The organism is Rothia nasimurium (assembly GCF_042660305.1).
Lineage (GTDB): Bacteria > Actinomycetota > Actinomycetes > Actinomycetales > Micrococcaceae > Rothia > Rothia nasimurium.
Genome location: NZ_JBHSTW010000011.1, coordinates 188,766 through 213,850 on the forward strand (window position 1 = coordinate 188,766; position 25,085 = coordinate 213,850).

At 59.8% G+C, this 25,085-nt stretch carries 23 protein-coding genes and 1 tRNA gene; 11 read left to right on the top strand and 13 right to left on the bottom strand.

Features of this window, described 5'->3' with window-relative positions:
* Positions 1 to 19 precede the first annotated feature (19 nt).
* Positions 20 to 91 (bottom strand) — tRNA-Gln (locus ACFP6B_RS05525).
* A gap of 118 nt (positions 92 to 209) precedes the next feature.
* Positions 210 to 800: an arsenate reductase/protein-tyrosine-phosphatase family protein gene (locus tag ACFP6B_RS05530; RefSeq protein WP_377127865.1), complete on the bottom strand. Its 591-nt coding sequence runs from the start codon at positions 798 to 800 to the stop codon at positions 210 to 212.
* 132 nt (positions 801 to 932) lie between these two features.
* On the opposite strand from ACFP6B_RS05530, the gene ACFP6B_RS05535 reads away from it, so the two are divergent.
* Positions 933 to 2,759 (top strand): ABC-F family ATP-binding cassette domain-containing protein, encoded by a 1,827-nt coding sequence (locus tag ACFP6B_RS05535; protein WP_377127868.1) that lies wholly within the window; start codon positions 933 to 935, stop codon positions 2,757 to 2,759.
* A 46-nt stretch (positions 2,760 to 2,805) separates the two neighbouring features.
* On the opposite strand, the gene ACFP6B_RS05540 is transcribed toward ACFP6B_RS05535, so the two are convergent.
* Together ACFP6B_RS05540 and rsmA are read right to left on the bottom strand one after the other, a co-directional pair.
* Positions 2,806 to 3,720 carry a GHMP family kinase ATP-binding protein gene (locus ACFP6B_RS05540; protein ID WP_377127871.1) on the bottom strand — a complete coding sequence of 305 codons (915 nt, stop codon included), beginning with the start codon at positions 3,718 to 3,720 and terminating at the stop codon, positions 2,806 to 2,808.
* On the bottom strand, positions 3,717 to 4,625 hold the full coding sequence (gene rsmA, locus ACFP6B_RS05545) for a 16S rRNA (adenine(1518)-N(6)/adenine(1519)-N(6))-dimethyltransferase RsmA (protein ID WP_377127874.1): 909 nt from the start codon (positions 4,623 to 4,625) through the stop codon (positions 3,717 to 3,719). The genes ACFP6B_RS05540 and rsmA overlap by 4 nt, the downstream gene beginning before the upstream one ends.
* A gap of 105 nt (positions 4,626 to 4,730) precedes the next feature.
* Between rsmA and ACFP6B_RS05550 the strand changes: the two genes are divergently transcribed.
* Positions 4,731 to 5,975: a glycosyltransferase 87 family protein gene (locus ACFP6B_RS05550; protein WP_377127877.1), complete on the top strand. Its 1,245-nt coding sequence runs from the start codon at positions 4,731 to 4,733 to the stop codon at positions 5,973 to 5,975.
* On the opposite strand, the gene ACFP6B_RS05555 is transcribed toward ACFP6B_RS05550, so the two are convergent.
* The 3 genes from ACFP6B_RS05555 to ACFP6B_RS05565 all read right to left on the bottom strand — a co-directional run bounded on the left by ACFP6B_RS05555 (position 5,929) and on the right by ACFP6B_RS05565 (position 8,923).
* Positions 5,929 to 7,005 (bottom strand): TatD family hydrolase, encoded by a 1,077-nt coding sequence (locus tag ACFP6B_RS05555; protein WP_377127880.1) that lies wholly within the window; start codon positions 7,003 to 7,005, stop codon positions 5,929 to 5,931. The two genes, ACFP6B_RS05550 and ACFP6B_RS05555, sit on opposite strands and share 47 nt — an antisense overlap.
* A gap of 4 nt (positions 7,006 to 7,009) precedes the next feature.
* The gene (gene rsmI / locus ACFP6B_RS05560) at positions 7,010 to 7,894 is read right to left on the bottom strand and encodes a 16S rRNA (cytidine(1402)-2'-O)-methyltransferase (RefSeq protein WP_377127883.1); all 885 of its coding nucleotides are present in this window, start codon (positions 7,892 to 7,894) and stop codon (positions 7,010 to 7,012) included.
* 102 nt (positions 7,895 to 7,996) lie between these two features.
* On the bottom strand, positions 7,997 to 8,923 hold the full coding sequence (locus ACFP6B_RS05565) for a DUF559 domain-containing protein (protein WP_377127886.1): 927 nt from the start codon (positions 8,921 to 8,923) through the stop codon (positions 7,997 to 7,999).
* 320 nt (positions 8,924 to 9,243) lie between these two features.
* On the opposite strand from ACFP6B_RS05565, the gene ACFP6B_RS05570 reads away from it, so the two are divergent.
* Positions 9,244 to 10,851, top strand: a complete 1,608-nt coding sequence (locus ACFP6B_RS05570; protein ID WP_377127889.1) for a dolichyl-phosphate-mannose--protein mannosyltransferase — start codon at positions 9,244 to 9,246, stop codon at positions 10,849 to 10,851.
* A 4-nt stretch (positions 10,852 to 10,855) separates the two neighbouring features.
* Here the strand turns inward: ACFP6B_RS05570 and ACFP6B_RS05575 are convergent, their stop codons facing one another.
* The 4 genes from ACFP6B_RS05575 to ACFP6B_RS05590 all read right to left on the bottom strand — a co-directional run bounded on the left by ACFP6B_RS05575 (position 10,856) and on the right by ACFP6B_RS05590 (position 14,228).
* The gene (locus ACFP6B_RS05575) at positions 10,856 to 11,947 is read right to left on the bottom strand and encodes a TIGR01906 family membrane protein (protein WP_377127892.1); all 1,092 of its coding nucleotides are present in this window, start codon (positions 11,945 to 11,947) and stop codon (positions 10,856 to 10,858) included.
* A 140-nt stretch (positions 11,948 to 12,087) separates the two neighbouring features.
* Complete coding sequence (locus ACFP6B_RS05580; RefSeq protein ID WP_377127895.1) at positions 12,088 to 13,332, bottom strand: L,D-transpeptidase; 1,245 nt, start codon at positions 13,330 to 13,332, stop codon at positions 12,088 to 12,090.
* A gap of 140 nt (positions 13,333 to 13,472) precedes the next feature.
* Positions 13,473 to 13,736: a DUF3499 domain-containing protein gene (locus tag ACFP6B_RS05585; protein WP_377127898.1), complete on the bottom strand. Its 264-nt coding sequence runs from the start codon at positions 13,734 to 13,736 to the stop codon at positions 13,473 to 13,475.
* 18 nt (positions 13,737 to 13,754) lie between these two features.
* Positions 13,755 to 14,228 (bottom strand): WhiB family transcriptional regulator, encoded by a 474-nt coding sequence (locus tag ACFP6B_RS05590; protein ID WP_377127901.1) that lies wholly within the window; start codon positions 14,226 to 14,228, stop codon positions 13,755 to 13,757.
* A gap of 214 nt (positions 14,229 to 14,442) precedes the next feature.
* On the opposite strand from ACFP6B_RS05590, the gene ACFP6B_RS05595 reads away from it, so the two are divergent.
* A complete protein-coding gene (locus ACFP6B_RS05595; RefSeq protein ID WP_377127904.1) occupies positions 14,443 to 15,195 on the top strand; it encodes a TIGR03089 family protein in 753 nt (250 codons plus the stop codon).
* On the opposite strand, the gene ACFP6B_RS05600 is transcribed toward ACFP6B_RS05595, so the two are convergent.
* Entirely contained in the window at positions 15,143 to 15,718 is a 576-nt protein-coding gene (locus ACFP6B_RS05600) for a GtrA family protein (RefSeq protein WP_377127907.1), read from the bottom strand. The genes ACFP6B_RS05595 and ACFP6B_RS05600 overlap by 53 nt on opposite strands.
* 286 nt (positions 15,719 to 16,004) lie before the next feature.
* On the opposite strand from ACFP6B_RS05600, the gene ACFP6B_RS05605 reads away from it, so the two are divergent.
* From ACFP6B_RS05605 to ACFP6B_RS05620, 4 genes are all read left to right on the top strand, one after another.
* A complete protein-coding gene (locus tag ACFP6B_RS05605; RefSeq protein WP_377127910.1) occupies positions 16,005 to 17,186 on the top strand; it encodes a 5-(carboxyamino)imidazole ribonucleotide synthase in 1,182 nt (393 codons plus the stop codon).
* Between the two features lie 71 nt (positions 17,187 to 17,257).
* On the top strand, positions 17,258 to 17,896 hold the full coding sequence (gene purE / locus ACFP6B_RS05610; RefSeq protein WP_237222353.1) for a 5-(carboxyamino)imidazole ribonucleotide mutase: 639 nt from the start codon (positions 17,258 to 17,260) through the stop codon (positions 17,894 to 17,896).
* Between the two features lie 156 nt (positions 17,897 to 18,052).
* Entirely contained in the window at positions 18,053 to 19,618 is a 1,566-nt protein-coding gene (locus tag ACFP6B_RS05615; protein WP_377127913.1) for an LCP family protein, read from the top strand.
* A gap of 36 nt (positions 19,619 to 19,654) precedes the next feature.
* Positions 19,655 to 20,674, top strand: a complete 1,020-nt coding sequence (locus ACFP6B_RS05620; protein ID WP_377127916.1) for a lipid II:glycine glycyltransferase FemX — start codon at positions 19,655 to 19,657, stop codon at positions 20,672 to 20,674.
* Positions 20,675 to 20,819: 145 nt separating this feature from the next.
* Here the strand turns inward: ACFP6B_RS05620 and glpX are convergent, their stop codons facing one another.
* Positions 20,820 to 21,815: a class II fructose-bisphosphatase gene (gene glpX / locus ACFP6B_RS05625; protein ID WP_377127918.1), complete on the bottom strand. Its 996-nt coding sequence runs from the start codon at positions 21,813 to 21,815 to the stop codon at positions 20,820 to 20,822.
* A 189-nt stretch (positions 21,816 to 22,004) separates the two neighbouring features.
* Here glpX and ACFP6B_RS05630 point away from each other — a divergent pair, with 189 nt between their 5' ends.
* The 3 genes from ACFP6B_RS05630 (at position 22,005) to ACFP6B_RS05640 (ending at position 24,939) form a co-directional block, all read left to right on the top strand.
* Positions 22,005 to 22,700, top strand: a complete 696-nt coding sequence (locus tag ACFP6B_RS05630; RefSeq protein ID WP_377127921.1) for a DUF4245 domain-containing protein — start codon at positions 22,005 to 22,007, stop codon at positions 22,698 to 22,700.
* A gap of 104 nt (positions 22,701 to 22,804) precedes the next feature.
* A complete protein-coding gene (locus ACFP6B_RS05635; RefSeq protein ID WP_377127924.1) occupies positions 22,805 to 23,428 on the top strand; it encodes a carbonic anhydrase in 624 nt (207 codons plus the stop codon).
* A gap of 104 nt (positions 23,429 to 23,532) precedes the next feature.
* Positions 23,533 to 24,939 (top strand): class II fumarate hydratase, encoded by a 1,407-nt coding sequence (locus ACFP6B_RS05640; protein ID WP_237187209.1) that lies wholly within the window; start codon positions 23,533 to 23,535, stop codon positions 24,937 to 24,939.
* The last annotated feature ends 146 nt before the right edge of the window (positions 24,940 to 25,085 follow it).

Here is a 25,085-nt window from a genome sequence, read left to right on the forward strand (position 1 = left end):
AAATGATAGGGGTGTTGAGCTCCGCCACAAGGACTCGAACCTTGAATAACGGCTCCAAAGGCCGCTGTGTTGCCAATTACACCATGGCGGATTGCCGTCCCAACCTACTTCATAAAAGCGATGTGGACGATTCTAGATACTACCAAGTCTTATCCTCAGAATGAAATGTGTGGAGTGTGAGTCTTGGTAAATGTTCTCCCAGTAGTCATCTAAGCTCCCAGCCAGGGGATGATTTTTGTTAGAGCAAGTTCGACTTCCTCTACTGCAACTCGTGCGGCTTCTGCTCCCTTGCGATAGGGGTCAGCGATTCTGTCCTCTTTTGCTGGAGGCTCGTCGAGTGCATACATGAAGGCTACTGGATTAACCCTGCGCCCTGCCTGTTCCTGAACACGCGCCATCTGCTTTAAAAGGTGAACTTTTGCGTGGTACTGCGGCCACTCGCGCACAATCCAGTTTAGGTGTTCTTTCTCCATCACTAAGACTAGTGCAGATTCTTCCAACAACTGAGCAGTAATCTGTTTAGCCTGGTGACTTTGAAAGTTTACCCCCCGTGATTCTAACTCTGCATCGATAAAAGGAGCCACGCCTGAACCTACGACAGCCCCCGTTCCAGCGCTGTCGAAAGTCCACCCTGATTCTGGACTCGAAAGTTGCTCCGCGAGATACTGTGCCGAGGCACTGCGAGCAATATTGCCTGTGCACACAAAAAGAATCTTTTTATCTGTTGGAGGACTAGAGAGCTCAGCTTCCTCTGCTCTTCTTCTATTTTTGAGAAGATCTTTTACGTTGAACTGTGTCATGGCATTTATTTTACTCTGTACAGAACTTGTAACGGTTGACAACGTCTGCAAGTATCTATGAGGAATTACTTCGGCTCTGCAAAAAGAAACTTATAATTGGCAAGCCCGCTTTACACCTTGTACCCTGGATGGGTGGCACATCTACTTGGCGGCGAAGACCTGCACATTGAATTTCCCACACGCACCATCTTTGAGGGCATCACGGTTGGCCTGAATGAGGGTGACCGTATTGGCATCGTGGGCCGTAACGGCGATGGTAAATCAACTCTGCTATCTCTTCTGGGCGGACGCCTTACCCCAGACTCAGGTAAGGTCACGGTGCGATCTGGCACCCGGATTGGCTTCCTCGATCAGGCAGATGTTCTCAATGATTCCCTAACCGTTGGTCAGGCGATTGTTGGCGATACTCCCGAGTATGAGTGGGCTTCGGATTCTAAGATTCGCGACGTTATTTCAGGTTTAGTCTCGGATCTCGACTGGAATGCGTCCGTCTCTTCTCTCTCGGGTGGCCAGCGCCGCCGTGTTGCCCTTGCCGCTCTGCTGGCAGGGGACTGGGACGTCCTCATGCTTGACGAGCCTACCAACCATCTCGATGTGGAGGCTATCACCTGGCTAGCTAACCACCTTAAAACTCGCTGGTCTAAGAACGCGGGCGGTCTGCTCACCGTCACCCACGACCGCTGGTTTCTGGACGAAATTTGTACAGATACCTGGGAGGTCCACGACGGTATCGTTGAGCCTTTCGAGGGTGGGTACGCTGCCTACATTCTGCAGCGTGTTGAGCGCGACCGCCAGGCAGCTGCGACCGAAGCTAAACGACAGAACCTCATGCGTAAGGAGCTTGCCTGGCTACGTCGCGGGGCCCCTGCCCGTACGTCCAAGCCCAAGTTCCGTATCGACGCCGCTAACGCGCTGATCGCCGATGTGCCCCCGGTACGTAACAAGGTAGAGCTATCGCAGATGGCTGTATCCCGTTTGGGTAAGGACGTGGTGGATATCGAGGACGTCGATGTCAGCTACCCCGATTCCAATGCACCCGGGGCAACGAAGGACGTGCTCAAGAAGGTTACCTGGCGTATCGCCCCGGGTGAGCGCACCGGCATCATGGGTGTGAACGGCGCCGGTAAATCAACCCTGCTAGGCCTTATGACCGGCTCGGTACAGCCCACCCGCGGGCGGGTTAAACACGGCAAGACCGTGAAGGTCGCTACGCTTACCCAGCAGCTCGATGAGTTGCGGGAAGTTGAGAATGACCGGGTATCAGATGTCATTGGGCGCAAGCGTACCTCCTATGTAGCTGGAGGCAAGGAAATGACTCCCGGGCAGCTACTAGAGCGCTTGGGTTTTACATCGGCACAGTTATCTACCCCAGTGAAAGACCTCTCAGGCGGGCAGAAACGCCGGCTTCAGCTCCTGCTCATTCTCTTGGATGAGCCCAATGTTCTCATCTTGGACGAGCCCTCCAACGACCTTGATACCGACATGCTGGCTGCGATGGAGGACCTCCTCGATACCTGGCCGGGCACGCTGCTGGTGGTTTCGCACGATCGCTACCTGATGGAACGTGTGACTGACCAGCAATATGCGCTCGTTAATGGCACCTTTAGGCATCTGCCGGGTGGCGTTGATGAATATTTGCAGCTTTCAGCATCTGCGGCTGCCGCACCATCGACCAAGGCGGTTGATTCTTCTCCGCTTGGTAAACAGGACGCCGACAGCAGCTCGGCGGCTAAGGCTAGCGGAGCTGAAATCCGGGCAGCACAGAAGGAAATCAACCAGATTGACCGTAAACTCGCTAAACTAGCAGATCAAAAAGCCAAGCTGGATGAGAAGATGGCTAGCCACGAGCACTCAGACTATGAGGGTCTGGCTGCTCTCTCTGCCGAGCAGCAGGGCATTCAGGACGAAATTGATGAGCTAGAAATGCGCTGGATGGAACTCAGCGAAGTAATTACGTAAAAAGACGGGGTAGATAGAAACTATATCTGCCCCGTCTTCCTACCGCTTATGTGTTGTAAATATGCACTATGGTAGGTCCGGACCCCGACACAAAGCCTGCCGCTACACTGAACTGGGCTTCGGCCTGTTTCAGCGTTTCTGCCAGCTCAGGCAACAGTGTAACGGCAGGCGCAGCCAGATCGTTGCGCAGTAGCCCGGCAATAGCTGGTAGACGCTTCTGCAGCGGCTCCGCCGAAGTCAGCAGGTCTAGCAGCTCCTGCGGAACCTGCAGGGTGGCGTCCGGAGCAGGGTAGCGCCCCTCAGCCCGACCAGCATCCAACTCCCTGAAAACCGCAGGGGTCGATAGCCCAGCCGTTGAAGGCACAAACCCAAACTTCAGCGGCTCCACACCCTCGGGCACCTTGATCGGAGTGAGCTTATCCCCCACCCCGGTACCCACGGCCAGGCCGCCCAGCAGGGCAAAGGGGACATCTGCGCCCAGCGGAGCGGCCAGCTCCAACAGGCGCTCAAGCGCAAGAGGGTCAGTAGCAAGACCGGCCTCTACCAGGTAATCATTCATTGCCTTCATGGCAGCAGCAGCGTCGGCTGAACCACCGCCCATACCACCGGCAACCGGAACTGCCTTATCAATGTGAAGCTGAACGGAGACGTCCGCAGGCTCCAGGCCGCGCTCCGCCAGCACCGCTGCGGCACCGCGATAGGCCAGGTTAGATTCGTCGAGCGGAACCACAGCCGGGTCAAAAGCCCCGGCAGCGACCTGCTCCGCCACAGGGGAGCCCTCAGCAACGCTCATCGACTGGGCGATACCCGGCTCTTGGGCCGAAGAAATCGTCACGCGCTCCAGCACATCGGTAGCGGCGTAGAGCGAGGCTACCTCGTGGTAGCCGTCCTCCCGCAGGGGCCCCACCGCAAAATACAGGTTGACCTTGCCGGGGGCGGTAGCAGAAACGCTCAGAGTCATGCGGACGCGCCCTCCCCGCTCTGGTCGGCCAGGGCAGGTATCTGCCGGGCGGCTTCGGCAATCTTGATGAAGTCAAAAATATCGAGCTTCTCCCCACGCAGTTGCACATCAATACCAGCAGCCTCAAGAATCTCACCGGCACGAGCAGCAGAACCAGCCCAACTAGCCAAAGCAGCCCGCAAGGTCTTGCGACGCTGGGCAAAAGCAGCATCGACAACAGCAAAAACCTCTTCACAAGGCAGATCAGACAGTAGCTCAGGCCGACGCTTAAAAGCCACCAGGCCCGACTTAATCTTAGGCGCAGGCCAGAAAACATTAGTCCCAATCACCCCAGCCTTAGACACCTCAGCAAACCAATTAGCCTTGACCGAAGGCACCCCGTAAATCTTTGAACCGGGCTGAGCCGAGAGACGGTCAGCAACCTCGTCCTGAACCATCACCAAACCATGCTCAATCGAAGGGAAGGTAGCCAACATATGCAACAGCACCGGCACCGCCACGTTGTAGGGCAGGTTAGCCACCAAAGCCGAGGGAGTACGCGGCAGCTCGGTGACCTTCATGGCATCAGAAAGCACCACATCGATACGGTCTTCTGAGCCGGGGCGGAATTTAGCAATCGTCGCCGGAAGCTGTTCAGCAAGAGGCGGATCAATCTCAACAGCAACCATGTCGCGGGCAGCGTCCAGAATACCCAGGGTAAGGGATCCCAGGCCCGGGCCGACCTCAACTACCGTCTCATCGGGGCTAATATCGGCGGCGGCGATAATACGACGAATCGTATTGGGATCAATCACGAAGTTCTGCCCCAGGGTCTTAGTGGGACGGATGCCGAGCTGGGCTGCCAGGTCACGAATTTCTTGGGGGCCCAACAGGGCATCGGGCGCGGGAGATTGCTGTTCAGTCACGGTCTCTAGTCTACCGGGTCTGTATCTACACATAGGTTTCCTCGCTCCCAGAACACCCCCGGTAGAATTACTGCTCGTACCAAGCCACCCAACCCCGGGAACCCCATGCCTGTAGCACCTACCGCCCACCAGCGTCCGCCCATCGCCGCCCTTACCCGAGCACTCACCAGCACACCAGCCCTAATCACTGCCCTGGTGCTGACCCTCATCAGCGCCTATCCCTTCCTCTGGGACGAAAAAATGGTAGCTCGGGAATTCTTCGACTTACAGGTCTACTACGGCGGGGTTGCCCATTGGCTAGAAACCGGCCAGCTCTACAACTGGGCCCTGCCGCCCGAAGAAATCTACGGGTTCACCTACCCGCCCTTTGCGGCCCTCGTTTTCACCCCCTTTGTACTGCTCACCAGTGCAGATACCGCAGGGCCTATATTCCTGTTACTCAACATTGCCGCGCTGGTCGCCCTGGTCTACCTCTCCTGCCGGGGTATGGGGGTAGGCAAGCGCCCTGCCCTAGCTGCCGGGCTCTGGCTCACTCCCCTGCTGCTCAAGTTCTTCCCCATCAGCTTCAATATGGAACTGGGGCAGATCAACCTCTTCTTGGTACTGCTGATTCTCACCGACGTCATCTACCTCAAGAACACCCGCTGGCACGGGGTGCTGATTGCTCTCACCGCCTGCATCAAGCTCACCCCGGCTATCTTCGGACTGCTCTTCATCGCCACCCGCGATTGGAAGTCCCTGGCCCGTTTCGTGGGTACCGGCCTCGCGTCTATCCTGCTGAGCTTTGCCGTGGATTTCGAGGTAGCCCGCGAATACTTCACCGAGAAAATCTTTGAGTCCTCCCGCGTGGGGTCAATTACTGGGGCGCTGAACTATAACCTGCTCGGCACCTGGGCTATGCTCTTCCCCGCCTGGCTCACCGGCGTCCTCTTTGCCGTCACCGCCCTGGGGTCGGTGGTGCTCACTTACCTGGCTGTGCGCAGGCTCGCCGGGCAGGACGTCCGTGGCGCCTACCTGGGGACGGCCTCCTGCGTTGCGGCGCTGGGGCTGCTGCTCTCCCCCATCTCCTGGACCCACCACTGGGTCTGGCTCGTCACCTTCCTGGTCTTTGCGACCCTCTACGGCTGGCGCACCGCGCACACCGGCTACCTCTACCTAGCTGCCACCGGTGTGCTCATCTTTGCCATGCCCTTTGCGGTCTGGTTTGGCGGGCACGACTGGGGCGGCAACGAGTGGCCCGAGCACCTGGCTCTCCTCCATGCCCTGCCTGTCGCGTGGGCAGTCGCCTACCTGGCTCTAGCGGCTAGAAGCCCTCAATCCCCCAGCTCCCGTAAGCTGCCAGGGAGTTAGCGCGGATATCCCGGCAAAGCTCTTCAAGGTCGGCGCCCAGGTGGCCTGCCATAAAGCGGACGGTGTAGTTGGTCATGTAGCTGGCATTAGGACGGCCCCGGAAGGGGTGGGGGGTCAGGAAGGGCGCGTCGGTCTCAGCCAGAATCAGCTCCCGGTGGGCTAGCTTCAGGGACTCCTGAATACCGTGCGAGTTCTTGAAGGTCACGGTGCCGGCAAAGCTCATGTACCAGCCCTGCTCGTTACAGATTTCAGCCAGGTCAGGCCCGCCGGAGTAGCAGTGGAAGATGACGGTCTCGGGTGCGCCTTCGCTCAGCAGGATGCGTACAACGTCCTCGTGAGCGTCCCGGTCGTGGATCTGCACGGCCTTACCGTGTTTCTTGGCCATGCGGATGTGGGCGCGGAAGGATTCCTCCTGAGCCCCCTTGCCCTCTTCACCGGTACGGAAGTAATCCAGACCGGTCTCTCCCAGGGCACGGACGCGCGGGTCAGCTGCCAGCGCATCGATAGCGGCCAGGGCTGCCTCTAGCTGGCCAGCTTCTGCCAGCTTGGGGGCTTCGTTAGGGTGCAGGGCCACAGCGGCCAGCACGCGGGGGTCAGCCTGGGCTACACGCACAGCGTAGAGGGAACTGGGAACGTCACAGCCTACCTGCACAATCGCCCCGATGCCCAGGGCTTCGCCGGTATCGAGGGCATCGCGGGCGGTGACGGCTACCTCGCCGTCGAGCAGGTCCATGTGGGTGTGGTTATCGACGATGGCGTAGGGCAGGGGCGCGGGAGCGGGCGGGAAGACCAGGTTGCGGCGGCGTCCGTCCTCCCCCTTCTCGCCGCGGCGGCGGGTACCCTCCCCGCTGGGCTCGCCCGCGGTGTTGTAGCGATCAGCCTGGTAGGCCGGGGGTACTTCGCCCTCCAGAATCGACTCGGGGGTCTCAAAGATGGTGGCGGTCTGCTCGGCCTCACTCGGCAGGTAGGAGGCAAAGCGCTCTGCAAGCTCGCGGAGTTCGGCATCGGTCAGGGTGTGGTCGGTACACATAGGTTTAGCTTTCTGAATCTTTGACGGCCAGGGTTGCCTGGTAGAGGTCACGCTTAGACACCCCGTGGGCCTCGGCGACCTGGGCGCAGGCAGCTTTCAGGCGGACGCCACCGGCCACAAGCTCCAGAACGAGGTCGGTCAGGTTCTCTGCCTCTTCTGCCTCGGGTTCGGGGGCGCCCTCAACCACGATGGCGATTTCGCCCTTAATCTGCTTAGATTCGGCCCAGGTAATGAGGTCTTGCAGGCTGCCGCGGGCAACCTCTTCGTGCAACTTGGTCAGTTCCCGGCAGACAGCGGCGCGGCGCCCTGCCCCGAAGACTTCGGCAAAATCGTGCAGGGTCGCGGCCAGCCGGTGGGGGGACTCGTAGAAGACCATGGTGCGCTCTTCACTAGCGAGCGCAGCCAGGCGCCGGGCGCGATCAGAGCCCTTGCGCGCGAGGAAGCCCTCAAAGGTGAAACGCCCCGAGGGCAGGCCGGACACAGCAATCGCGGTGACGACGGCTGAGGGGCCCGGCAGGGCGGTAACGGCCAGACCGGCATCGGCCACGGCAGCGGCTGCGACATAGCCGGGGTCGGAGACAGCTGGCATACCGGCGTCCGACATGAGCAGCACGGTCTGCCCGGCTGCCACAGCCTCAACAATCTGGCCGGCGCGGTCAGCCTCGTTGTGGTCGTGGTTGACCAGCACCCGCCCCCGGGTGGTGACGCCCAGCCCGGCGGCTAGTTTACGCAGGGTACGGCTGTCTTCAACGGCGAGGACGTCGGCGGACGCGAGCGCCTCGCGCAGGCGCGGGGAGGCATCGGCTAGGTTGCCGATGGGGGTTCCGCCAAGGATGAGGGCGCCGCCTTCGGCCGGCGCAGCGGGCGTGGTGTGAGGGGAGGATTCCATAGGGTTAAACCCTACTACTTTTGTTCCCCTACAAGTAGGGACCAGAATCCTCCCGACGTCCTTGTCCACCACACATACAATCGTTACTTTTCTGGTCCATTGTTACCTGAGCGCCGTGATTCTGCTGCTCCCGTTTTTCCGTTGCATGGTGGCAAGAACTTCACGAACGATCCTCTGCGGTTGGTGCACAACGGTAGACCAGTCATAGCGCAGCACATCCCACCCAGCGTTTTTCAGCAGCTTCTCGCGTCGCACCTCATTGAAGAAAACCTCATCGCGGCTCTGGGAATCAAGGTATTTCACCCGCCCATCAAATTCGAGGGCAATCATTTCATCTTCGTAAGCAAAGTCGAGCCGGAAGTGTTCGTTATCAACCCAGACATCAACCTGCTGGGTTGGCAGGGGTAAGGGGCTCATGTGTAAGACCCATTTCAGTTTGCTTTCACCAGCACTCTCGCTCGAAGAACTCATGAGGCCGGCGACCGTCCGCATTTTCTGAACTCCGCGCCCCCTCTGGTGCCCCAAATATTCCGCGACTTCCTCAACGGTGCATGCTCCCTGATAAAGCGCTGACTCAACCGTAACTAGCGCTGAGGACGGATGCAGGTAGCGGCAACAGTCAGCTAAAGTCCGCAGGCGGGTAGTGAGGTGAAATAAACCGTGCGATGACGTCGTATCGAGAGCTGTATACGAATAGTGCTTTGCAATACCTTGAGCACGCCCCCGTGAACTAGGGTGGCACTGTACATCTACCAGCTTCTGATCTACTACGGCAAAGCCATGCAACCAGGCAGCGGTTTGGTGGGTAAAGATGGTTTGAGGGTTCTTCTTGTAAACAGCAGAAATAAAATAGGGGTACTGCTGATAGCGGGGAAGCTGACGAAAATTTGACTGGGTTGTATAAACGCCAGGGAGGAGACGAGTCAGCTCCTGTTGTCTAACCCGGCGAGCGATAACGCTAGAGCTCATACCCAGCTGCTGCAGTTCCCTGTAGGTATAAACGGTTTGAAGGCTATCGAGAATATCCATGACAGCATTCTGTTGTGTATGAGCTACATTTCTAGAACTGATGTTTTCTGTGGATAAAGTTTCTCCCAGTCTCAACGTATTGCGCCAAAAAAGATTTTTTATCGGTCAGGTTATTACAGCGAATAAACAGATATCCACAGGGTACCTTCACCACCCACGACTAGAGCCCCGCCCCCTCGTAGGGACCAGAAAAATACCGATTGTAGGTCATGGCATGAAGTATTTTGGGAGGAATCTGGTCCCTACTAGATAGGACCAGAGGAAGCTGGTCCCCACGCGTCCGCGCGCATGATTCTGCTGCCCCGGGTAGCATATCTAGGGTGACATCTAACCCAACCTCTGCCGTCCTGACCCTCAAAGACGCTTTCACCGAGTCAGCCCTCCGAGCGCGACTAGCTGTAACAGCGGTACCGCTGCCCCGCTACGGCTGGGTGGCGCCCCTGCTTGTACTAGTACTGGCCGGGCTCATGCGTTTTGTAAACCTGGCCAGCCCTAACGCCATCGTCTTTGACGAAACCTACTACGCTAAAGACGCCTACTCCCTGCTGCACTTTGGGTATGAGCGCAACTGGTCTGATACAGCCAACGAGACCTTCGTTGCCGGGGCCCCATCGGGCATCCTTGAAACCGCCGAATATGTGGTCCACCCGCCGGTTGGTAAGTGGATGATTGCCTTCGGCATGGCAATTTTTGGGGACGATAACCCCTTCGGCTGGCGCTTTGCCGCAGCACTCACCGGAACCCTATCGGTGGGCCTGGTCATGCTGGCTGGTTGGTTGCTCTTCCGCTCAGTGACGGTTGCTACCCTGGCCGGTCTGCTGATTTCTATCGACGGCCTGCACTTTGTGCAGTCCCGTTTTGCCCTGCTGGATATCTTCCTCATGTTCTGGCTGCTGGCTACCTTCGTGGCCCTACTGCTTGACCGTTACCAGGGTAGACGCCAGCTCGCTGCCCGGATCGCAGCTCACGCCCGCGAGCACAACGGCGCCCCTACCGATGACTTCATGCGCTATGGCCCCTGGCTGGGCTTCCGCTACTGGCGGTTCATCGCCGGCATCTGTGCGGGTCTGGCGGTCGGCGTTAAATGGAACGCCCTCTTCTTCATCGCTATCTTCGGCCTGCTCACGGTCTTCTGGGACGCCAATGCCCGCCGTATTGCCGGCATCCGCCGCTGGTATGTCGCGGGCTTCCTGCGCGACGGCGTCCTCGCTTTCTTTGCCCTCATCGGGACCGGCCTGCTCACCTACCTGGTGACTTGGACCGGCTGGTTCCTTTCAAACTCCGCCTACGACCGTAACTGGGCAGCAGAGCACCCCGGCGAAGGAGTTCTCTGGTTGCCGGAGTCTCTGCGCTCGCTGTGGGAGTACCACCGCTCTGCCTATGCCTTCCATTCGGGGCTGGATTCCCCCCACACCTACGAGTCCCCGGCCTGGCAGTGGCTGATTTTGGGTCGTCCCACCAGCTACTACTATGAGTCACCTGACCTGGGCGTGAACGGCTGTACGGTTGACTCCTGCTCTGAGGCGGTGCTGAATATCGGCAACCCGCTGATTTGGTGGTCCTTTATTATCGTTGCAACCCTGTCCCTGCTCATTGTGCTGCTGCGCCGCGACTGGCGTTTTGCGGCCCTTTTCGCGGTCTTCGCGGTGGGCTACTTCCCCTGGTTTGGCTACCCCGAACGCACCATGTTCTTCTTCTACGCTCTCTCCTTCGAGCCCTACCTGATTCTTATGCTGGCAGGTATTTTGGGGCTGGCGCTAGGACGCTCCGGCGACAGCGTACGCCGCCGCCGGGCAGGGCTACTGGTGGTAGGGCTCTTTGTGGTCTTCGCGCTGTTAGTCTCTATCTACTACTGGCCTATTTGGACAGCCCAGACCGTCCCCTACACCGAGTGGCGCGAACGCATGTGGTTTGACGCCTGGATTTAGGGGCTTACTTGGTCAGGAGTTCTTTGAGCTCCTGACGCTCTGCCCGGCGCTTGAGGGCTAGCTGCTTGCGGTAGCGGGTAGGCCAGGTCATGGCGAGGACGGCTGCCGTCATCAAGAGGGTGAGGGCGCCTGCGGTGGCGGCGGCGTCCACCCAGAACTGGGGCGGGTAAAGACGGATCAGGGTATCGCTCATGCGGAACTGCCAGTTGCCCTGGGGGAAGAAGACCTCGTGGAAGATGGTGAAGAAGGCCTCCCAGCCCAGCAGGCCTGCCAGGCCCAGCCCGATGGTAAGCACCAGGGTCAGCCAGGCTCCGGTGAAGAGGGATGAGCGCAGGACGCCGGGGGCCCGCAGACGCAGGGTTCTAGCTGAGAGCAGGGCTAGGGCCAGCATGATAAGGGCGAAAGTAATGCTGATGAGCATGACCCGTTTGACGTCGGTCATATGTTCGACTTCGCTGGCTAAGAAGGCAGCTTCCCCGCCGGTAGTGATATCGGCCAGGTAGGTGCGGGGGGCCAGGTTCAGGATATAGTCCAGCCCGTAGGAGCCCAGGCGCAGTCTTTCTTGGGTGTCAAAGCCGTAGCTGTCAGCGGGGAAGCCGGGACGGTGGTATTCGAGCCAGAGGAAGGCCGAGCTGGCTACAGCACGCACAGCCACCACGATGGTCAGGACGGGAACAGCCAGAGCGATAATAACCCGGCGCAGGCCCAACAGGCGGGGCTTGTCGTCTACGGCAAGTTCACGGGCTTCGGCCCGTTCTACCGCCGGTGTAGGGTCAAGGCTGTGGCTCAGCGTATCCGCCCCGGCCGGCTCCTGCGCTGGGAGGGCGGTAGAGACTGGGCTGTGGCTAGCGGAGGCGCTCTTGTCGGGGTCTGCTACTCCTGCCAGGGGGGCGGTCCAGGGAGCTAGTTCGCTAGCAGCCTCTGCCCCCGGCTCTGCTGCTGACTGGCTGGCCTGGGTGATTTTGCTTGAGGTAGGAGTGGGAGTGTGAAGACCGCGCTCAGCCCTGCGGGCTGACAGTAGGCTATCGGCCTTGGGGGCGGTCACGGCGGGGCTGAGTTTCTCCCACTCCTGCTTCTGTTCTGCTTGCTGGGCCATGGCGACTTCCTCCCGGTCTCTACTCTAGGGTGCCTCTGCCTGTGTATTCTACGCGGTCCAGACTCAAAACTCCCGCCCAGGGTAGCAAGCGGTGCTACTCTGGGCGGGAGCTTTCTACCTAGTACAGGCTGGCGCTACTCTTACCAGTTCCCCTTCCAGGTTGAGTCGTGGTAGTTGGCAAAGGGAATGTTCCAGTCCCCGTAACCGTCATCGGGGCCGGCCTGGGGGTAGCCGGTGTTTACGGTTTCGACCACATCGCCTACGTCAAAGGTCCTGTAGAAGAACTGGGCATCATCGGGGAGCATACCGATACAGCCGTGTGAGACGTTTGCACGGCCAACTGAGGGCCAGGCTGAGGGCAGGGCCTGGTGTACAAAGACACCGCCAAGGGTCAGGCGGGAGGTCCAGGAAGCCCAGAAGGGTTCGTAGTAGTTGGGGTCGCCAGGGGCCAGGTTAAGGGAGCCGGGGTTGAAGTAGTAGCTCTCGGCCTTTTCCATAATCACCAACTGGCCTACTACTGAGGGCCATTCAGCGTTACCGAGGGTTACCGGGGCTTGGCGTACCATGACATCATCGACGTACATCTTAATGGTCTTGGTGTTGTTATCTACAAAAGCGTAGCGCTTGTTCCAGGTCTTGAAGCTACGGGTGGTGGTGTGGTTACCAATCATGCCGTTGCCCACGTCAAGTCCGAACAAGTCGATGGTGACGGTGACGGTAGAGTTGGTTGCCCACTTGTCCTCGGGGCGGTAGCGCACCATGTAGTCGCTGTACCAACGGAACTTACCGGCCTGATCGCCACCACCTTTAACGGTGATGCGCTTTTCTACCTCGGCCTTGTTAAGGACAGGCTCAGAGAAGTTGAACTGGATAATTTTACCGATGCCGTAGCTAGCACCCTCGTCGAAGTTCATGAGGGCATCGACCTCATAGGCAGCAGAGACAGTGGAGAAAGCGCTCTCGCCGACCCCCAGGGTGCCCGCGGCGTCCTTGGCCTCCCAGGCTACGGTGTAGTCGCTCCGGAAGAGCATACGGTCGGTCGATGTCCAGCTCTTGCCGTCTGCGGCCAGCTCACCGGCTAGTTCTTCCCCTTGGGCGGTGGTAACGGTGACCTTGGTGAGGGTTGAGTCAGCGGTGGTGACGCTGACCGTTTCGATAGGGTTGATTTCTACCGCGTCGAGAGCGGGGTAAATCTCTACAGTGCCGGTGAATTTCACGGTGGGGCTAGGGCTGGCAGTAGCACTCGCACTGCCCATCTGGCTACTGTCCGCAGCCGTCTGCTGATTGGAGCAGGCTGCCAGGGTCATAGTGCCCAGGGCACCGACGGTCACAAAAGACCGGCGGGTGAAAGTGTCTCGGTTGCTTGCTGTGCTGGGATTGGCCACGAACTTATCTTCCTTATATCACGTACTGTGGGCGCGAGTGTGTTGTGTGCTGGTCAAAGTTTATCGGATTGGTGCGTTTTTTGATATAAGGGCCAGAAAAAACCCGCTGGCTAGGGCCAACGGGTTTTGCCCAGCGGAGTTTAGACCGACTGTAAAGGCGGGTAGGGAACCTCTTCTGCCTCCCCTGCTACAGGGCTGTGGGAGGGGGCATCCAGCCGCACAACCTCCCAACCTTGGGGAGCGGTCAGCCGGTCGGCATGGAAGTCGCACAAATCATAGGCGTGGGGTTCCCGATGCACAGACAGGGGGCCAATCACTGCAGTTGATTGGGCATAGGCGTAGGTAAGTGTGAAAATAGCCTCACGCTGGCAGGTCTGGCGTGAGCACTGGCGGGTGATTGCCATGAATCAAGCCCTTCTTTCTTAGATAGCTTGCTTGCGGAGGCGGCGGCGTTCACGCTCTGACAGGCCGCCCCAGATGCCGAAGCGCTCGTCGTTTTCCATGGCGTATTCTAGGCAAGCTTCGCGAACGGGGCATTCGCTGCATACTCGCTTGGCGTCGCGGGTTGATCCACCCTTTTCAGGGAAGAAAGCCTCAGGGTCGGTCTGAGCGCAGAGGGCATCTGCCTGCCAGGAGAGTTCCCCGTCATCCCCGTCGGTGCTGTAAATGCCGGCGGCCTGCTGCCAGAGGGAGAGGGCGTCGGAGTCGGTGGAGAACATATCGGCAGCTGAGCTACTGGCGAGTGAGCTAGCCCGGCCACGGCTCTTAGGAGCAGCGGCATTGAGCAAGGCAGTTGCCTGGTCTTCTAAGTACTGGGCAGAGTGCATAGTGTGGTACTGGGCCACATCAGGCGTGCGCCCTGTAGCGCCCTGAGGTAGGCGGCTGTGGAGGCCCATATTCTTCCCTTTCATATCCCAAACAGAGGACAGAATAAAAAATTTCCCTGCACCTAATTACACGCGTGTAACGGCCCGTTCGTCAAGCTGGGATTAAAAAAATCTTCTTCACACGAGATTCTCTCACAATAATTTGCGTTTCTCTGTGGTATATGCATTTGCTGCGGCGGGGGCTCTCTGGCCGCGGGGCGGGCGGTGCCTTAGAGTAGGGAGCATGACAGCTTCATTTTCCCAGGTCGGTTCTTCTTTTCCGCAGTTCATGGCTCTTTTGGCTCAGCGCCAGTCCCCTGCCCTGCTTTGGTATTCGGCTCCCGGTGAGCGGATTGAGCTTTCGGGCCGGGTTTTTGACAACTGGGTTGCAAAGACCGCTAACTTTTTGGTGGACGAGTGCGAGGTTGAGCCCGGCTCCCTGTTAGCACTCCCCCAGCGCCTGCACTGGCGTTCGCTAGTTCTGGCGGCAGCTGGTCTGCGGGTGGGAGCCACCCTCACCTGGCAGCAGCAGGCGGGGGCGGACGTCCGCGCCGCCTTTGATACCGCAGAGCTAGAAGGTGCAGCGGAAGAGTACCTGCTGGCTGTGGCCTCTGAACCGCTAGCTCCGCGCTTTATGGGGCAGCTACCTGCGGGAACGATTGATTACGCGGCTGAGGTCAGGTCCCGCCCCGATGTTTACATGGGGTGGGCAGAACCTGACTCTGCAGGACTAGCCTGGGAGGGGACCAGCAATACCCAGCTGATGGAACGGCTGGCCCACCAAGTTTCAGCCCTGTCTTCTGGGTATGACCGTGAGGTAGCTGCCCTCCAGGTAGCGGGCGAGCGCTTCGATGCCGCCTCCCTAGAGCAAGCTCTAGCTGTGATATCCTCAGGCCGCGCGGCTTTGATTCTTGACCCGCAGGTTACCTGGGAGCAGGAGCGTCTTAGTCGAGTTTTGGGCGACGAACGGGCCCGGTCTCTGCCTTCTCAACGATAGGCAGGGAGCCGGTCATAATCTTGGTGGCCTCTTCGATCAGCTCGGCCCGCTTTTCTTCGGAGGTCTTATCGCCGTTATGGCTCCTGCTCTGAGAGAAGACCCAGAACTTGTACAGGAAGTAGCGCACGATAGTGCCCAAGATGGTGCCAATGATGGTACCCGAGATAAAGGACGCCCGGGGGCTGGTCAGATCCAGTACGTAGAGGCTAAAGAGCACACAGGATGCCTCGATGCCGATGCCGATGGCGTTGACGATGCCGAATTCAATGGCCTCGCGTACCTTGTTACCGGTGCGTTTTTCGCGGAAGGTCCACAGGCGGTTTGCTACCCAGGAGAAGATGATGGCGACAATACCGGCTACGACCTTAGCCTTGGCGTGCCCGTCGGACAAGATGGAATGCATCAGCGTCCAATAAATCACCGAGTTAATGATGAAGGCCAGGCCACCAACGCTCAGGAACTGGGCTACCTCCCGGCCGTGACTGTGCCACAGGGTCTCTAAACGCTGTTTGAGTGCGCTCATCGTTTCTCTCCCTCGTCGTATGGTGCGGGCCCCTCCCGGCGGGAACTGGTATAAGTTCGACAGGGAACGTCTTGACGCACCGACTGAACTGGGGAGCAGGTCTTATTCTGTTCACATAGTACAGGCGCAGCCCTGCTGCCAGCCCGCTTACCGGGGTAGTGTTTTGCTCACAGATAGCGGAGCATTACCTGGGAGATAGCCCGGCATGGCGGTGCCTGTTCAGCATGTAGCTGGGGCTTTTACAAGCACCGTCCACCCAGGTAGCCTAGTGAATGTGACTTACCCTATGACTGGACCAAAAATTGGTGTTGTGGGTGGCGGTCAGCTGGCGCGCATGATGGCGCCCGCCGCTACCGAGCTTGGCTTCGACCTTCGTATTCTAGCTGAGAGTGAGGACGTCTGCGCCCGCCGGGCGGTGCCTTTCGCTCCGGTAGGTGACTACCACGATTACGATACGCTGGCAGCTTTTGCCCGCGAGGTTGATGTGCTCACCTTCGATCATGAGCATGTTCCCACCGATTTTCTGCAGCGGCTGATGGATGAGGGCGTCAATGTTCAGCCCCGCCCCGCTGCCCTGGTCCACGCCCAGGACAAGATTGAGATGCGCAAAGCCGTTGACCGCCTGGGCCTGCCCAACCCCCGCTGGGCCGAAGTACGCACCCTGGACGAACTCCTCACCTTCGGTAATGAGGGTGGTTGGCCTGTTGTTCTGAAGACCCCGCGGGGTGGCTATGACGGTAAGGGCGTGATGGTGCTCGATGATGAGCAGGACGCCCGCGAGAAGTCAGCGCCCTGGTTTGAGCAGCTGCCGGCCCGCACCGATTTTTCAGCGCTCCTGGTAGAGGAAAAGGTTCCTTTTACCCGCGAGCTTTCTGCCCTGGTAGCCCGCCGTGATTCTGGCCAGGTTAAGGCCTGGCCTGTAGCTGAGTCCATTCAGGTGAACTCGGTGTGTGACGAGGTTATTGCCCCGGCCCCCGGCATCTCCCCCGAGGTAGCAGAAGCTGCCCAGTCAGCCGCCCTTAAGGTTGCAACCGAATTGGGTGTCACCGGCGTCATGGCCGCTGAACTCTTTGAAGTTCCCGGCTCTGAGGCGGGCTTCCTCATTAACGAGTTCGCCATGCGCCCCCACAACTCCGGCCACTGGACCCAGGACGGCTCAGTCACCAGCCAGTTCGAACAGCACCTGCGGGCCGTTGCTAACTACCCGCTGGGTAGCACCGATATCAAGGGCGAGGTCGCCCTGATGAAGAACTTCTTGGGCGGCACCAACGACGATATCTTCGGCGTCTACCCGCAGCTCATGGAGGACTACCCGGCCGCCAAGGTCCACTACTACGGCAAGGCAGTCAAGCCCGGCCGCAAGATTGGGCACATCAATATGACCGGCCGCGCGGACGAGCTCCCCGTCCTCCGCCAGCAGGCTACCGCAGCAGCCTCCCTGCTCACCGACGGCCCATCCACCCCCTAACTCCGCAGGCCCAGCCCGGCCCTACCCAGGTGGGGCGGGCGTCCGCATCACCCCTACCTTCAAGGAGCAAGATGACCTCCCCCTACGACTCCAATAACCCCATTGTCGGCATCGTGATGGGCTCAGACTCAGACTGGCCGGTCATGGAAGCAGCCGCTGAAGTCCTCGAAGAATTCGGCATCCCCTACGAGGCAGACGTGGTCTCAGCCCACCGTATGCCCGAAGACATGATTGCCTACGGGCGTGAAGCAGCAGACCGCGGCATCCGCGTCATCATTGCCGGTGCCGGCGGCGCAGCCCACCTGCCCGGCATGCTGGCCTCGGTTACCCCTCTGCCCGTCATCGGTGTGCCGGTCAAGCTCAAGTCCCTCGACGGTATGGATTCCCTCCTGTCCATCGTGCAGATGCCTGCCGGTGTGCCCGTCGCAACCGTCTCCATCAACGGCGCCCGCAACGCCGGCCTGCTAGCCCTGCGTATGCTGGGCTCAGGCAGCGACGGCTTCGCCCGCCAGGTACGGGCCGACCTCGTAGACTTCGCCGCCTCACTGCGCCAGACCGCCATGGACAAGGGCGCAGCCCTGCGCGCCAAAGTCGAAGAGCACAAGGCAGAACTCGATGAGGACGCCGCACCCCGCCCCACCCAGGCGGCACCAGCCCCGGCCCACAACGACGAGCAAGACGGCCAGCAGAAGACCCCCTACGCTCCCTAACCCGATACCGGGCACTCCGGCCTGCCCCTTCGGCAAGTTCAGGAAGACCACCCCGGGAGCACCCAGCTTCTTTCAGTAGTGTGGTTGAGTAGATTTCAAGCTACTCAACCACACTCGGTTATTTTTCAGGCCCCACCACACCAGGGAGGCAAACACATGTCCGGTGAGCGCAAGCGCCCACGCTCCGCAGCCCCGATCACGGGTATCAGGGGGCGAGGCCAGCACCTGGTAGACCCCACCTACACCGACCCGCTGCGGCACCCCGAAGCGGCGTCGGCCTCCGTCCGTACCCGCCGGGCCTGGCTCCTGCTCCTGCTCACCCTCTTCCTCCCCGGCTCTGCCCAGCTACTCACCGGGCAAAAAACCCTGGGCCGTCGAGCACTGAAGGTTACCTTTACCGTCTGGGGCCTTGTACTGGCCCTCCTACTGCTCTGGACGCTCCGCCGCACCCTAGTGCTTTCCCTGGTCACCAACACCTGGGTGCTGCTACTTGTAGCAGCGGCCCTGGTAGGTCTAGCTATCGGCTGGGTCTACCTCTTCCTAGCAACCCTGCGCGCCATTCGACCGGGCCTGCTCGAAGGCCGCTCCAAACCCCTGATAACCCTCGCCCTGGTCGCCTGCATCGCCCTCACCGGCGGTGGGCTGGGATACGCCGCCTACATCACCTGGGTAGGGCGCGGAGCACTCGGCAGTATCTTTGCAGGTGGCACCCCCATCAAGGAGCAGGGCGGCCGCTATAACATCCTGCTCATGGGCGGGGACGCCGGCGCCGACCGTGTAGGCCGCCGCCCCGACTCCATGACCGTGGTCTCCATCGACGCTCAGACCGGCCAGGCGATTACTATCTCGGTACCCCGTAACCTGCAAAATGCCATCTTCGAAGACGGCTCCCCCCTCTGGGAGGTTTACCCCGAGGGCTTCAACTGCGGCGACGAGTGCATCCTCAACGCCCTCTACCCCACCGTCACCGCCGACTACGCTGACCTCTACCCAGAAGCAGACGACCCTGGAGCAGAAGCCACCATGGATGCTGTCTCCGGCGTCCTCGGTATCACCGTCGAGAACTACATCCTCATCGACATGTCAGGCTTTGAGCAGCTCATCGACGCCCTGGGCGGCATCACCATCGACGTAGGAGGCTACGTTCCCATCGGCGGTGGAACCAACGAAATCACCGGCCTACCCAACCCCATCGACGGCTACATCGAACCCGGTGTACAGCACCTCGACGGCTTCCATGCTCTCTGGTACGCCCGCTCCCGCGAAGGGGCCTCCGACTACGACCGTCAGGCCCGCCAGCGCTGCGTACAGGCAGCCATGCTCAAACAACTCGACCCCGCCAACGTACTCACCAAATTCGCAGACATCACCGCCGCCGGCGAACAAGTCATCGAAACCAACATCCCCCAAAGCGGCCTCGCAGCCCTTGGGGACGTTGCCCTCAAATCCAAGAACTACGACCTCATCCAGTTCGCAGCAGGCCCACCCTACTTCGACACCCTCTTCCCCACCTACCCCGACTTCGACCAGCTCCACACCGCAGTCCAGCAGGTCATCGCAGACTCAGCCTCAGGCATCCAACCCACCGCCGCCACTGCCGCTGCCGCAAGCACCAGCCCAGCAGCGTCCGCCCCCTCAGGCCTCGACGTCATCGAAACCGCCGCCTACCGCGCACAACTCACCTCAGAACTCAGCGAGAACGGCACCTGCTCCGTCCCCTAACCCCACGGCCAGCAGCAAAGCGGTAAGCTGGTTCCCATGACAAACATTCTGCAATCAGATATCTGGGCCCAGTTTCAAGAGGCAAATGGCCACAAAGTTTTCAGAGGCCAGGGTGACGGCTGGCACTACCTAGCAATTCTGGAAGGCGGCAAAACCGGCCGCTATCTCTACACCCCCTACGGCCCAGAGGCCAACAACTCCGCCGCCTTCGACGAGGCCATTGCAGACCTTAAACGAGTAGCCTCAGAAAACAAGTGCTGGTTCGTTCGTGTAGAACCCACCCAGTCAGATATTTGGGGCAACCAGAGCGGTGAGGCCTTCCTCGCAGCACGCGGCTTCAAACTCTCCCCGCGCCAGATTCAGCCTGCCCATACCCAGATGATCGACCTCACCCAGAGTGAAGACGACCTCATCAAAGGCATGTCATCATCAAACCGCAACCTGCACCGCAACATTCATAAGAAGGGCGTAACCTTCGAAAAGTCCCAGGACCCCGCAGATATCAAAATCCTGCTCAAATACCTGGACGAGACCGCTACCCGACTCGGCTTCAACCGCCAGCAAGACGACTACCTAGCCAAGGTCGCAGAGGTACTCATGCCTGCCGGTGCCGCTACTCTCTTCATCGCCAAGGTAGACGGTGAACCCATCGGCGCTTCCCTCAACTATGACTCCGATGACACCCGTATCTACGCTCATACTGCCACCTCCTTTGAGCACCGCAAACTGAAAGTTGGCACCCCCCTGCTCTCTTACATCATGCTCGATGCTAAGGAGCAAGGCCTACAGCAGCTCGACCTTTTCGGTATCGCCCCGACCGATGACCCGGAGCACGAGTGGGCCGGTTTCACCCAGTTTAAGAAGTCCTTCGGCGGCACTTCCATTGCCTACCCCGGAACCTGGGACCTGCCCGTCTCCACCCCCGGCTACAAGGCCTACCAGGGCATCCGCGCAGGCCGTGAAGCCCTTGCATCGGGCAAGAAGTTCGCCACCGACACCCTACTGCCCAAGGCTAAGGACGCTGCCGGGCAGGTTCGCGCGAAAATCGGTAAATAAAAGATTGAGCAGGTGTTCCCTTCGCCGACTAACCTTCTTGGGCTCGCGCTGGGCGCTCGCCCAATTCATGCCAGCCCCAGCCAGTCGGCTTTCGGGAACACCTGCTCAATCTTCTGGTATTCGACTCTAAATCTACTCTAGGAACCTACTTGTTCATGGTTCCGGCAATCATGGCTGAGTAGCGGGAGAGCTTATGCTCGGCCTCAATCAGGCGCACGGTGCCTGACTTGGAACGCATGACCAGGGACTGGGTGGTGACGGTGTCACGGCCGTAGCGCACACCGCGCAAGAGCTTGCCGTCGGTGATACCGGTTGCGGCAAAAAAGCAGTTATCGGTGGTGACCAGCTCATCGGTGGTCAGTACCGCATCCAGGTCGTGGCCAGCATCCAGGGCTTTCTGGCGTTCGGCGTCATCAACGGGGGCCAGACGACCCTGAATAATGCCGCCGGTGGCCTTGATAGCGCAGGCAGCCACGATACCCTCGGGAGTGCCACCGGTTCCCATCATGAGATCCACACCGGTGCCCTCACGGCAAGCAGCGATAGCGCCCGCAACGTCGCCGTCAAGAATCATGCGGGTACGAGCACCGATGGCACGGATTTCTTCAACCAGCTTAGCGTGACGGGGGCGGTCCAGCACACAAACGGTGAGCTGGCTGATGCTGGTGCCCTTGGCCTTAGCAACCAGGTGCAGGTTCTGCTTAACCGGTAGGCGCAGGTCTACCATGTCGGCGGCTTCGGGGCCGGTGACCAGCTTCTCCATGTAGAAGACAGCCGAGGGGTCAAACATGGTGCCACCTTCAGCTACCGCGATAACAGAGAGAGCGTTATCCATACCCAGGGCAGTCAGACGGGTACCGTCAATCGGGTCAACAGCTACGTCGAACTTGGCTCCTGAACCATCGCCCACCTGCTCACCGTTGAAGAGCATGGGAGCCTCGTCCTTCTCTCCCTCGCCAATCACAACGGTGCCGTTGAAGTGCACGGTTTTGAGGCGGGCACGCATAGCATCTACCGCGGCACCGTCTGCCATATTCTTGTCACCTGCGCCCACCAGCGGGCCGGAGGCAATAGCGGCAGCCTCGGTAGCACGCACCAGTTCCAGCGCTAGGTTACGATCTTCGTTGTTTACGTTTGACATGACTCACCTTCGAGTAGCTTCTAACTGTGCCAGCTGGCTCCCTACTATCGGTCGCTCAGCCTCCACCTTCTAGCCTACTCGCTTGTGCCCCCTATTACGGGCCGGTCAGCCCCTACTTGACACAGATGACGCCGCTCATTACCGCCCGCAAGTGGCACAGTGCGCCTCTTATAGACCAGAATAGAAGGCGTGACTTCATCGACTAACCCCAGCAACCAGCCCCTGCCCCAGGCGTCCGCCCCTGAAAACCAGGCCCCGGACACCACCGAGCAGGTCATCCCGCAAATTACCGAAAAGCAGGCTGCCCGTATCAATGCGCCCGCCCGCAACATGGTAATTTCGATGATTGTCATGGTGCTGCTACTGCTACCGGTGATCTGGCTGATGCCGCAGCCCAACAAGAACCCCTACCGGCCCACCGTTGACCTGCCGGTCATCGCTTATGAAGCAAGCAACCAGGCTGGCTACCCCGTTGCCGCCGCTGAGCAGGAAGGCTGGCACTACAACTACGCCCGCTGGGTTACCGGCCAGGCAGACGGCATCAACTACTGGTCCACCGGACAGGTGACCCCCTCCAACGACTTTATTGAACTGATTCAGGCGCAGGACACCAACCCCACCTGGATTGCCCAGACGGTAGGGCAGGCTGTACCCGAAGCTACGGTGCAAGCTGGTGGCGTGGACTGGGACGTGCGTTCCCTCGTCGATGCTGACGATAAAGACAAAATCACCACCTTCTACATCGGTGAGGTGGACGGCACCACCGTCATCCTCAAGGGCGAAGCTGAGGCAGCCGAGTTCCAGGCCCTGGCTGAGGCTACTGTTGCCTACATGAAGGCTCCTACTTCCACGGCTTCTCCTACTCCCTCAAGCGGAATTCAGTAAGCCGCCCGCCGGCGTCCTGCCGTAAAATGTAATTCGCCTTACACACACCATCGGCCGGGCAGGTTGCTAGGTTAAAGCTAAACCGCTGCGAAAGGACGCCTGCCGTGACCGCCATCGAAACCCCCGTCCAGGCCTGGGAGCGACTTGTTGAGGGCAATGCCCGTTTTGTCGAGGGCAACCGCTCCCACCCCCATCAGGACGCCGCCCGCCGCGCCGAGCTGGTAGCCGGCCAGTACCCTTTTGCCGCAATTTTTGGGTGTGGTGATTCCCGCCTAGCAGCTGAAATTATTTTTGACCTGGGCCTGGGCGACGCCTTCGTGGTGCGTACCGCCGGGCAGGTACTGGACGACGCCGTCCTCGGCTCCCTGGAATACGCCAGCGGGGAGCTCAAGACCCCGCTGATTATGGTGCTGGGTCATGACTCCTGTGGTGCTATTACCGCCACCCACAAGGCCCTGGTGGAGGGTGAAATGCCCGGTGGCTTTATCCGCAACCTTGTGGAGGGTATTTTGCCGTCGGTGATTTCCCCGGAGTTGCCCGAGGGGGCCACCATCAACGATATGGTGATTGAGCATACCCGTCAGACCGCTGCCCGTATTGCCGAGCAGTCCGGGATTATCCGTGAAGGTATCGAAGATGGATCCCTGGCCGTCATTGGCGTCTTCTACCACCTAGCCGACGGCAAGGCCGACCTGGTCTACTCCTCCTCACCGCTGATTACTATCTAAAGTCTTCAGCCGGGCGGTACTTCTTCCCAAGGACATAGTCTGCTACCGCGTCATTTTTACGGCCAGTGCGACAGCCGTCACGGCGGCGTATTAGACTAGGCAGTATGGCTGAAAACACTGAATACCGCATTGAACACGACACCATGGGTGAGGTCCGCGTACCCGTAGATGCCCTCTACCGCGCCCAGACCCAGCGTGCCGTTGAAAACTTCCCCATCTCTGGCCAGACACTGGAGTCTGCCCACATCCGCGCCCTGGCCCTCATTAAGAAGGCAGCAGCAAGCGCCAACGAAGAGCTGGGTGTTCTTGACGCCACCCGCGCCGCCGCTATCCGCGATGCTGCGGATAAGGTAGCTGCCGGTGACTACGATGAGCACTTCCCCATCGACGTCTTCCAAACCGGCTCCGGTACCTCCTCCAACATGAACACCAACGAGGTGCTGGCGACCCTGGCCAACCAGGCTCTGGAGGGCCAGGACGTCGAGGTCCACCCCAACGATCACGTCAACGCTTCCCAGTCTTCCAACGACGTATTCCCCACCTCCGTGCATGTGGCCGCTACCGAGGCCCTGCTCAAGGACCTGGTCCCGGCCCTGGAATACCTGGCTGAGTCCCTGGAGCGTAAGGCTGTAGAGTTCAAGGACGTCGTTAAGTCCGGCCGCACCCACCTGATGGATGCCACCCCTGTGACCCTGGGCCAGGAGTTCTCCGGTTACGCTGCCCAGGTCCGCTACGGGGTTGAGCGCATCCACGCTTCCCTCCCCCGCGTCGCTGAGGTCCCCCTGGGCGGCACCGCTGTGGGCACCGGCATCAACACCCCCGATGGCTTCTCTGCCCGCGTCATTGAACTGCTGGCTGAAGAAACCGGCCTGCCCCTAACTGAAGCCCGCAACCACTTTGAAGCCCAGGCCAACCGTGACGGCCTGATTGAGGCCTCCGGCCAGCTGCGTAATATCGCCTACTCCTTCATGAAGATCAACAACGATATTCGCTGGATGGGATCAGGGCCCAACACCGGCCTGGGCGAGCTGCACATCCCCGATTTGCAGCCCGGCTCATCGATTATGCCCGGCAAGGTCAACCCCGTGATTTGTGAGGCAGCCATTATGGTCTGTGCCCAGGTGATTGGTAACGACACCACCATCGCGCTGTCTTCCACCAACGGTGCCTTCGAGCTAAACGTGGGTATCCCCGTCATGGCTGCCAACCTGCTACAGTCCATCCGTCTGCTGGCCAACACCTCCCGCGTCATGGCAGACAAGATGATTGACGGCCTGGAAGCCAACGTGGAGCGGGCCCGCTTCCTGGCTGAAGCCTCCCCCTCAACCGTCACCCCCATGAACAAGCTGATCGGCTATGAGGCAGCAGCCAAGATTGCTAAGTACTCGGTGGCCAACAAGACCACCGTGCGCGAGGCCGTCATCGCCCTGGGTTATGTTGAGCGCGGTGAAGTCACCGAGGCTCAGCTCGACGAGGCCCTGGACGTCACCAAGATGCTGGGTAACTTCTAAGGCTACCGAGCGAAGGACGCTCCCAGCGTCCGAGCACGCAAAGGGCGGGTTTCCCTCTACGGGAAGCCCGCCCTTTGTGCGCCTCTCTTGTGAACTAGCACTCAGGGGCGCATGACCACATAGATAGTTCAAGAATAAACAAAAGC

Bases quoted from the DNA above. Each gene is read 5' to 3' on its own strand.
- ACFP6B_RS05530 (WP_377127865.1), bottom strand. From the start codon at position 800: ATGACACAGTTCAACGTAAAAGATCTTCTCAAAAATAGAAGAAGAGCA.
- ACFP6B_RS05540 (WP_377127871.1), bottom strand. From the start codon at position 3,720: ATGACTCTGAGCGTTTCTGCTACCGCCCCCGGCAAGGTCAACCTGTAT.
- ACFP6B_RS05550 (WP_377127877.1), top strand. From the start codon at position 4,731: ATGCCTGTAGCACCTACCGCCCACCAGCGTCCGCCCATCGCCGCCCTT.
- ACFP6B_RS05555 (WP_377127880.1), bottom strand. From the start codon at position 7,005: ATGTGTACCGACCACACCCTGACCGATGCCGAACTCCGCGAGCTTGCA.
- rsmI (WP_377127883.1), bottom strand. From the start codon at position 7,894: ATGGAATCCTCCCCTCACACCACGCCCGCTGCGCCGGCCGAAGGCGGC.
- ACFP6B_RS05565 (WP_377127886.1), bottom strand. From the start codon at position 8,923: ATGGATATTCTCGATAGCCTTCAAACCGTTTATACCTACAGGGAACTG.
- ACFP6B_RS05575 (WP_377127892.1), bottom strand. From the start codon at position 11,947: ATGGCCCAGCAAGCAGAACAGAAGCAGGAGTGGGAGAAACTCAGCCCC.
- ACFP6B_RS05585 (WP_377127898.1), bottom strand. From the start codon at position 13,736: ATGGCAATCACCCGCCAGTGCTCACGCCAGACCTGCCAGCGTGAGGCT.
- ACFP6B_RS05590 (WP_377127901.1), bottom strand. From the start codon at position 14,228: ATGGGCCTCCACAGCCGCCTACCTCAGGGCGCTACAGGGCGCACGCCT.
- ACFP6B_RS05595 (WP_377127904.1), top strand. From the start codon at position 14,443: ATGACAGCTTCATTTTCCCAGGTCGGTTCTTCTTTTCCGCAGTTCATG.
- ACFP6B_RS05600 (WP_377127907.1), bottom strand. From the start codon at position 15,718: ATGAGCGCACTCAAACAGCGTTTAGAGACCCTGTGGCACAGTCACGGC.
- ACFP6B_RS05605 (WP_377127910.1), top strand. From the start codon at position 16,005: ATGACTGGACCAAAAATTGGTGTTGTGGGTGGCGGTCAGCTGGCGCGC.
- purE (WP_237222353.1), top strand. From the start codon at position 17,258: ATGACCTCCCCCTACGACTCCAATAACCCCATTGTCGGCATCGTGATG.
- ACFP6B_RS05615 (WP_377127913.1), top strand. From the start codon at position 18,053: ATGTCCGGTGAGCGCAAGCGCCCACGCTCCGCAGCCCCGATCACGGGT.
- ACFP6B_RS05620 (WP_377127916.1), top strand. From the start codon at position 19,655: ATGACAAACATTCTGCAATCAGATATCTGGGCCCAGTTTCAAGAGGCA.
- glpX (WP_377127918.1), bottom strand. From the start codon at position 21,815: ATGTCAAACGTAAACAACGAAGATCGTAACCTAGCGCTGGAACTGGTG.
- ACFP6B_RS05640 (WP_237187209.1), top strand. From the start codon at position 23,533: ATGGCTGAAAACACTGAATACCGCATTGAACACGACACCATGGGTGAG.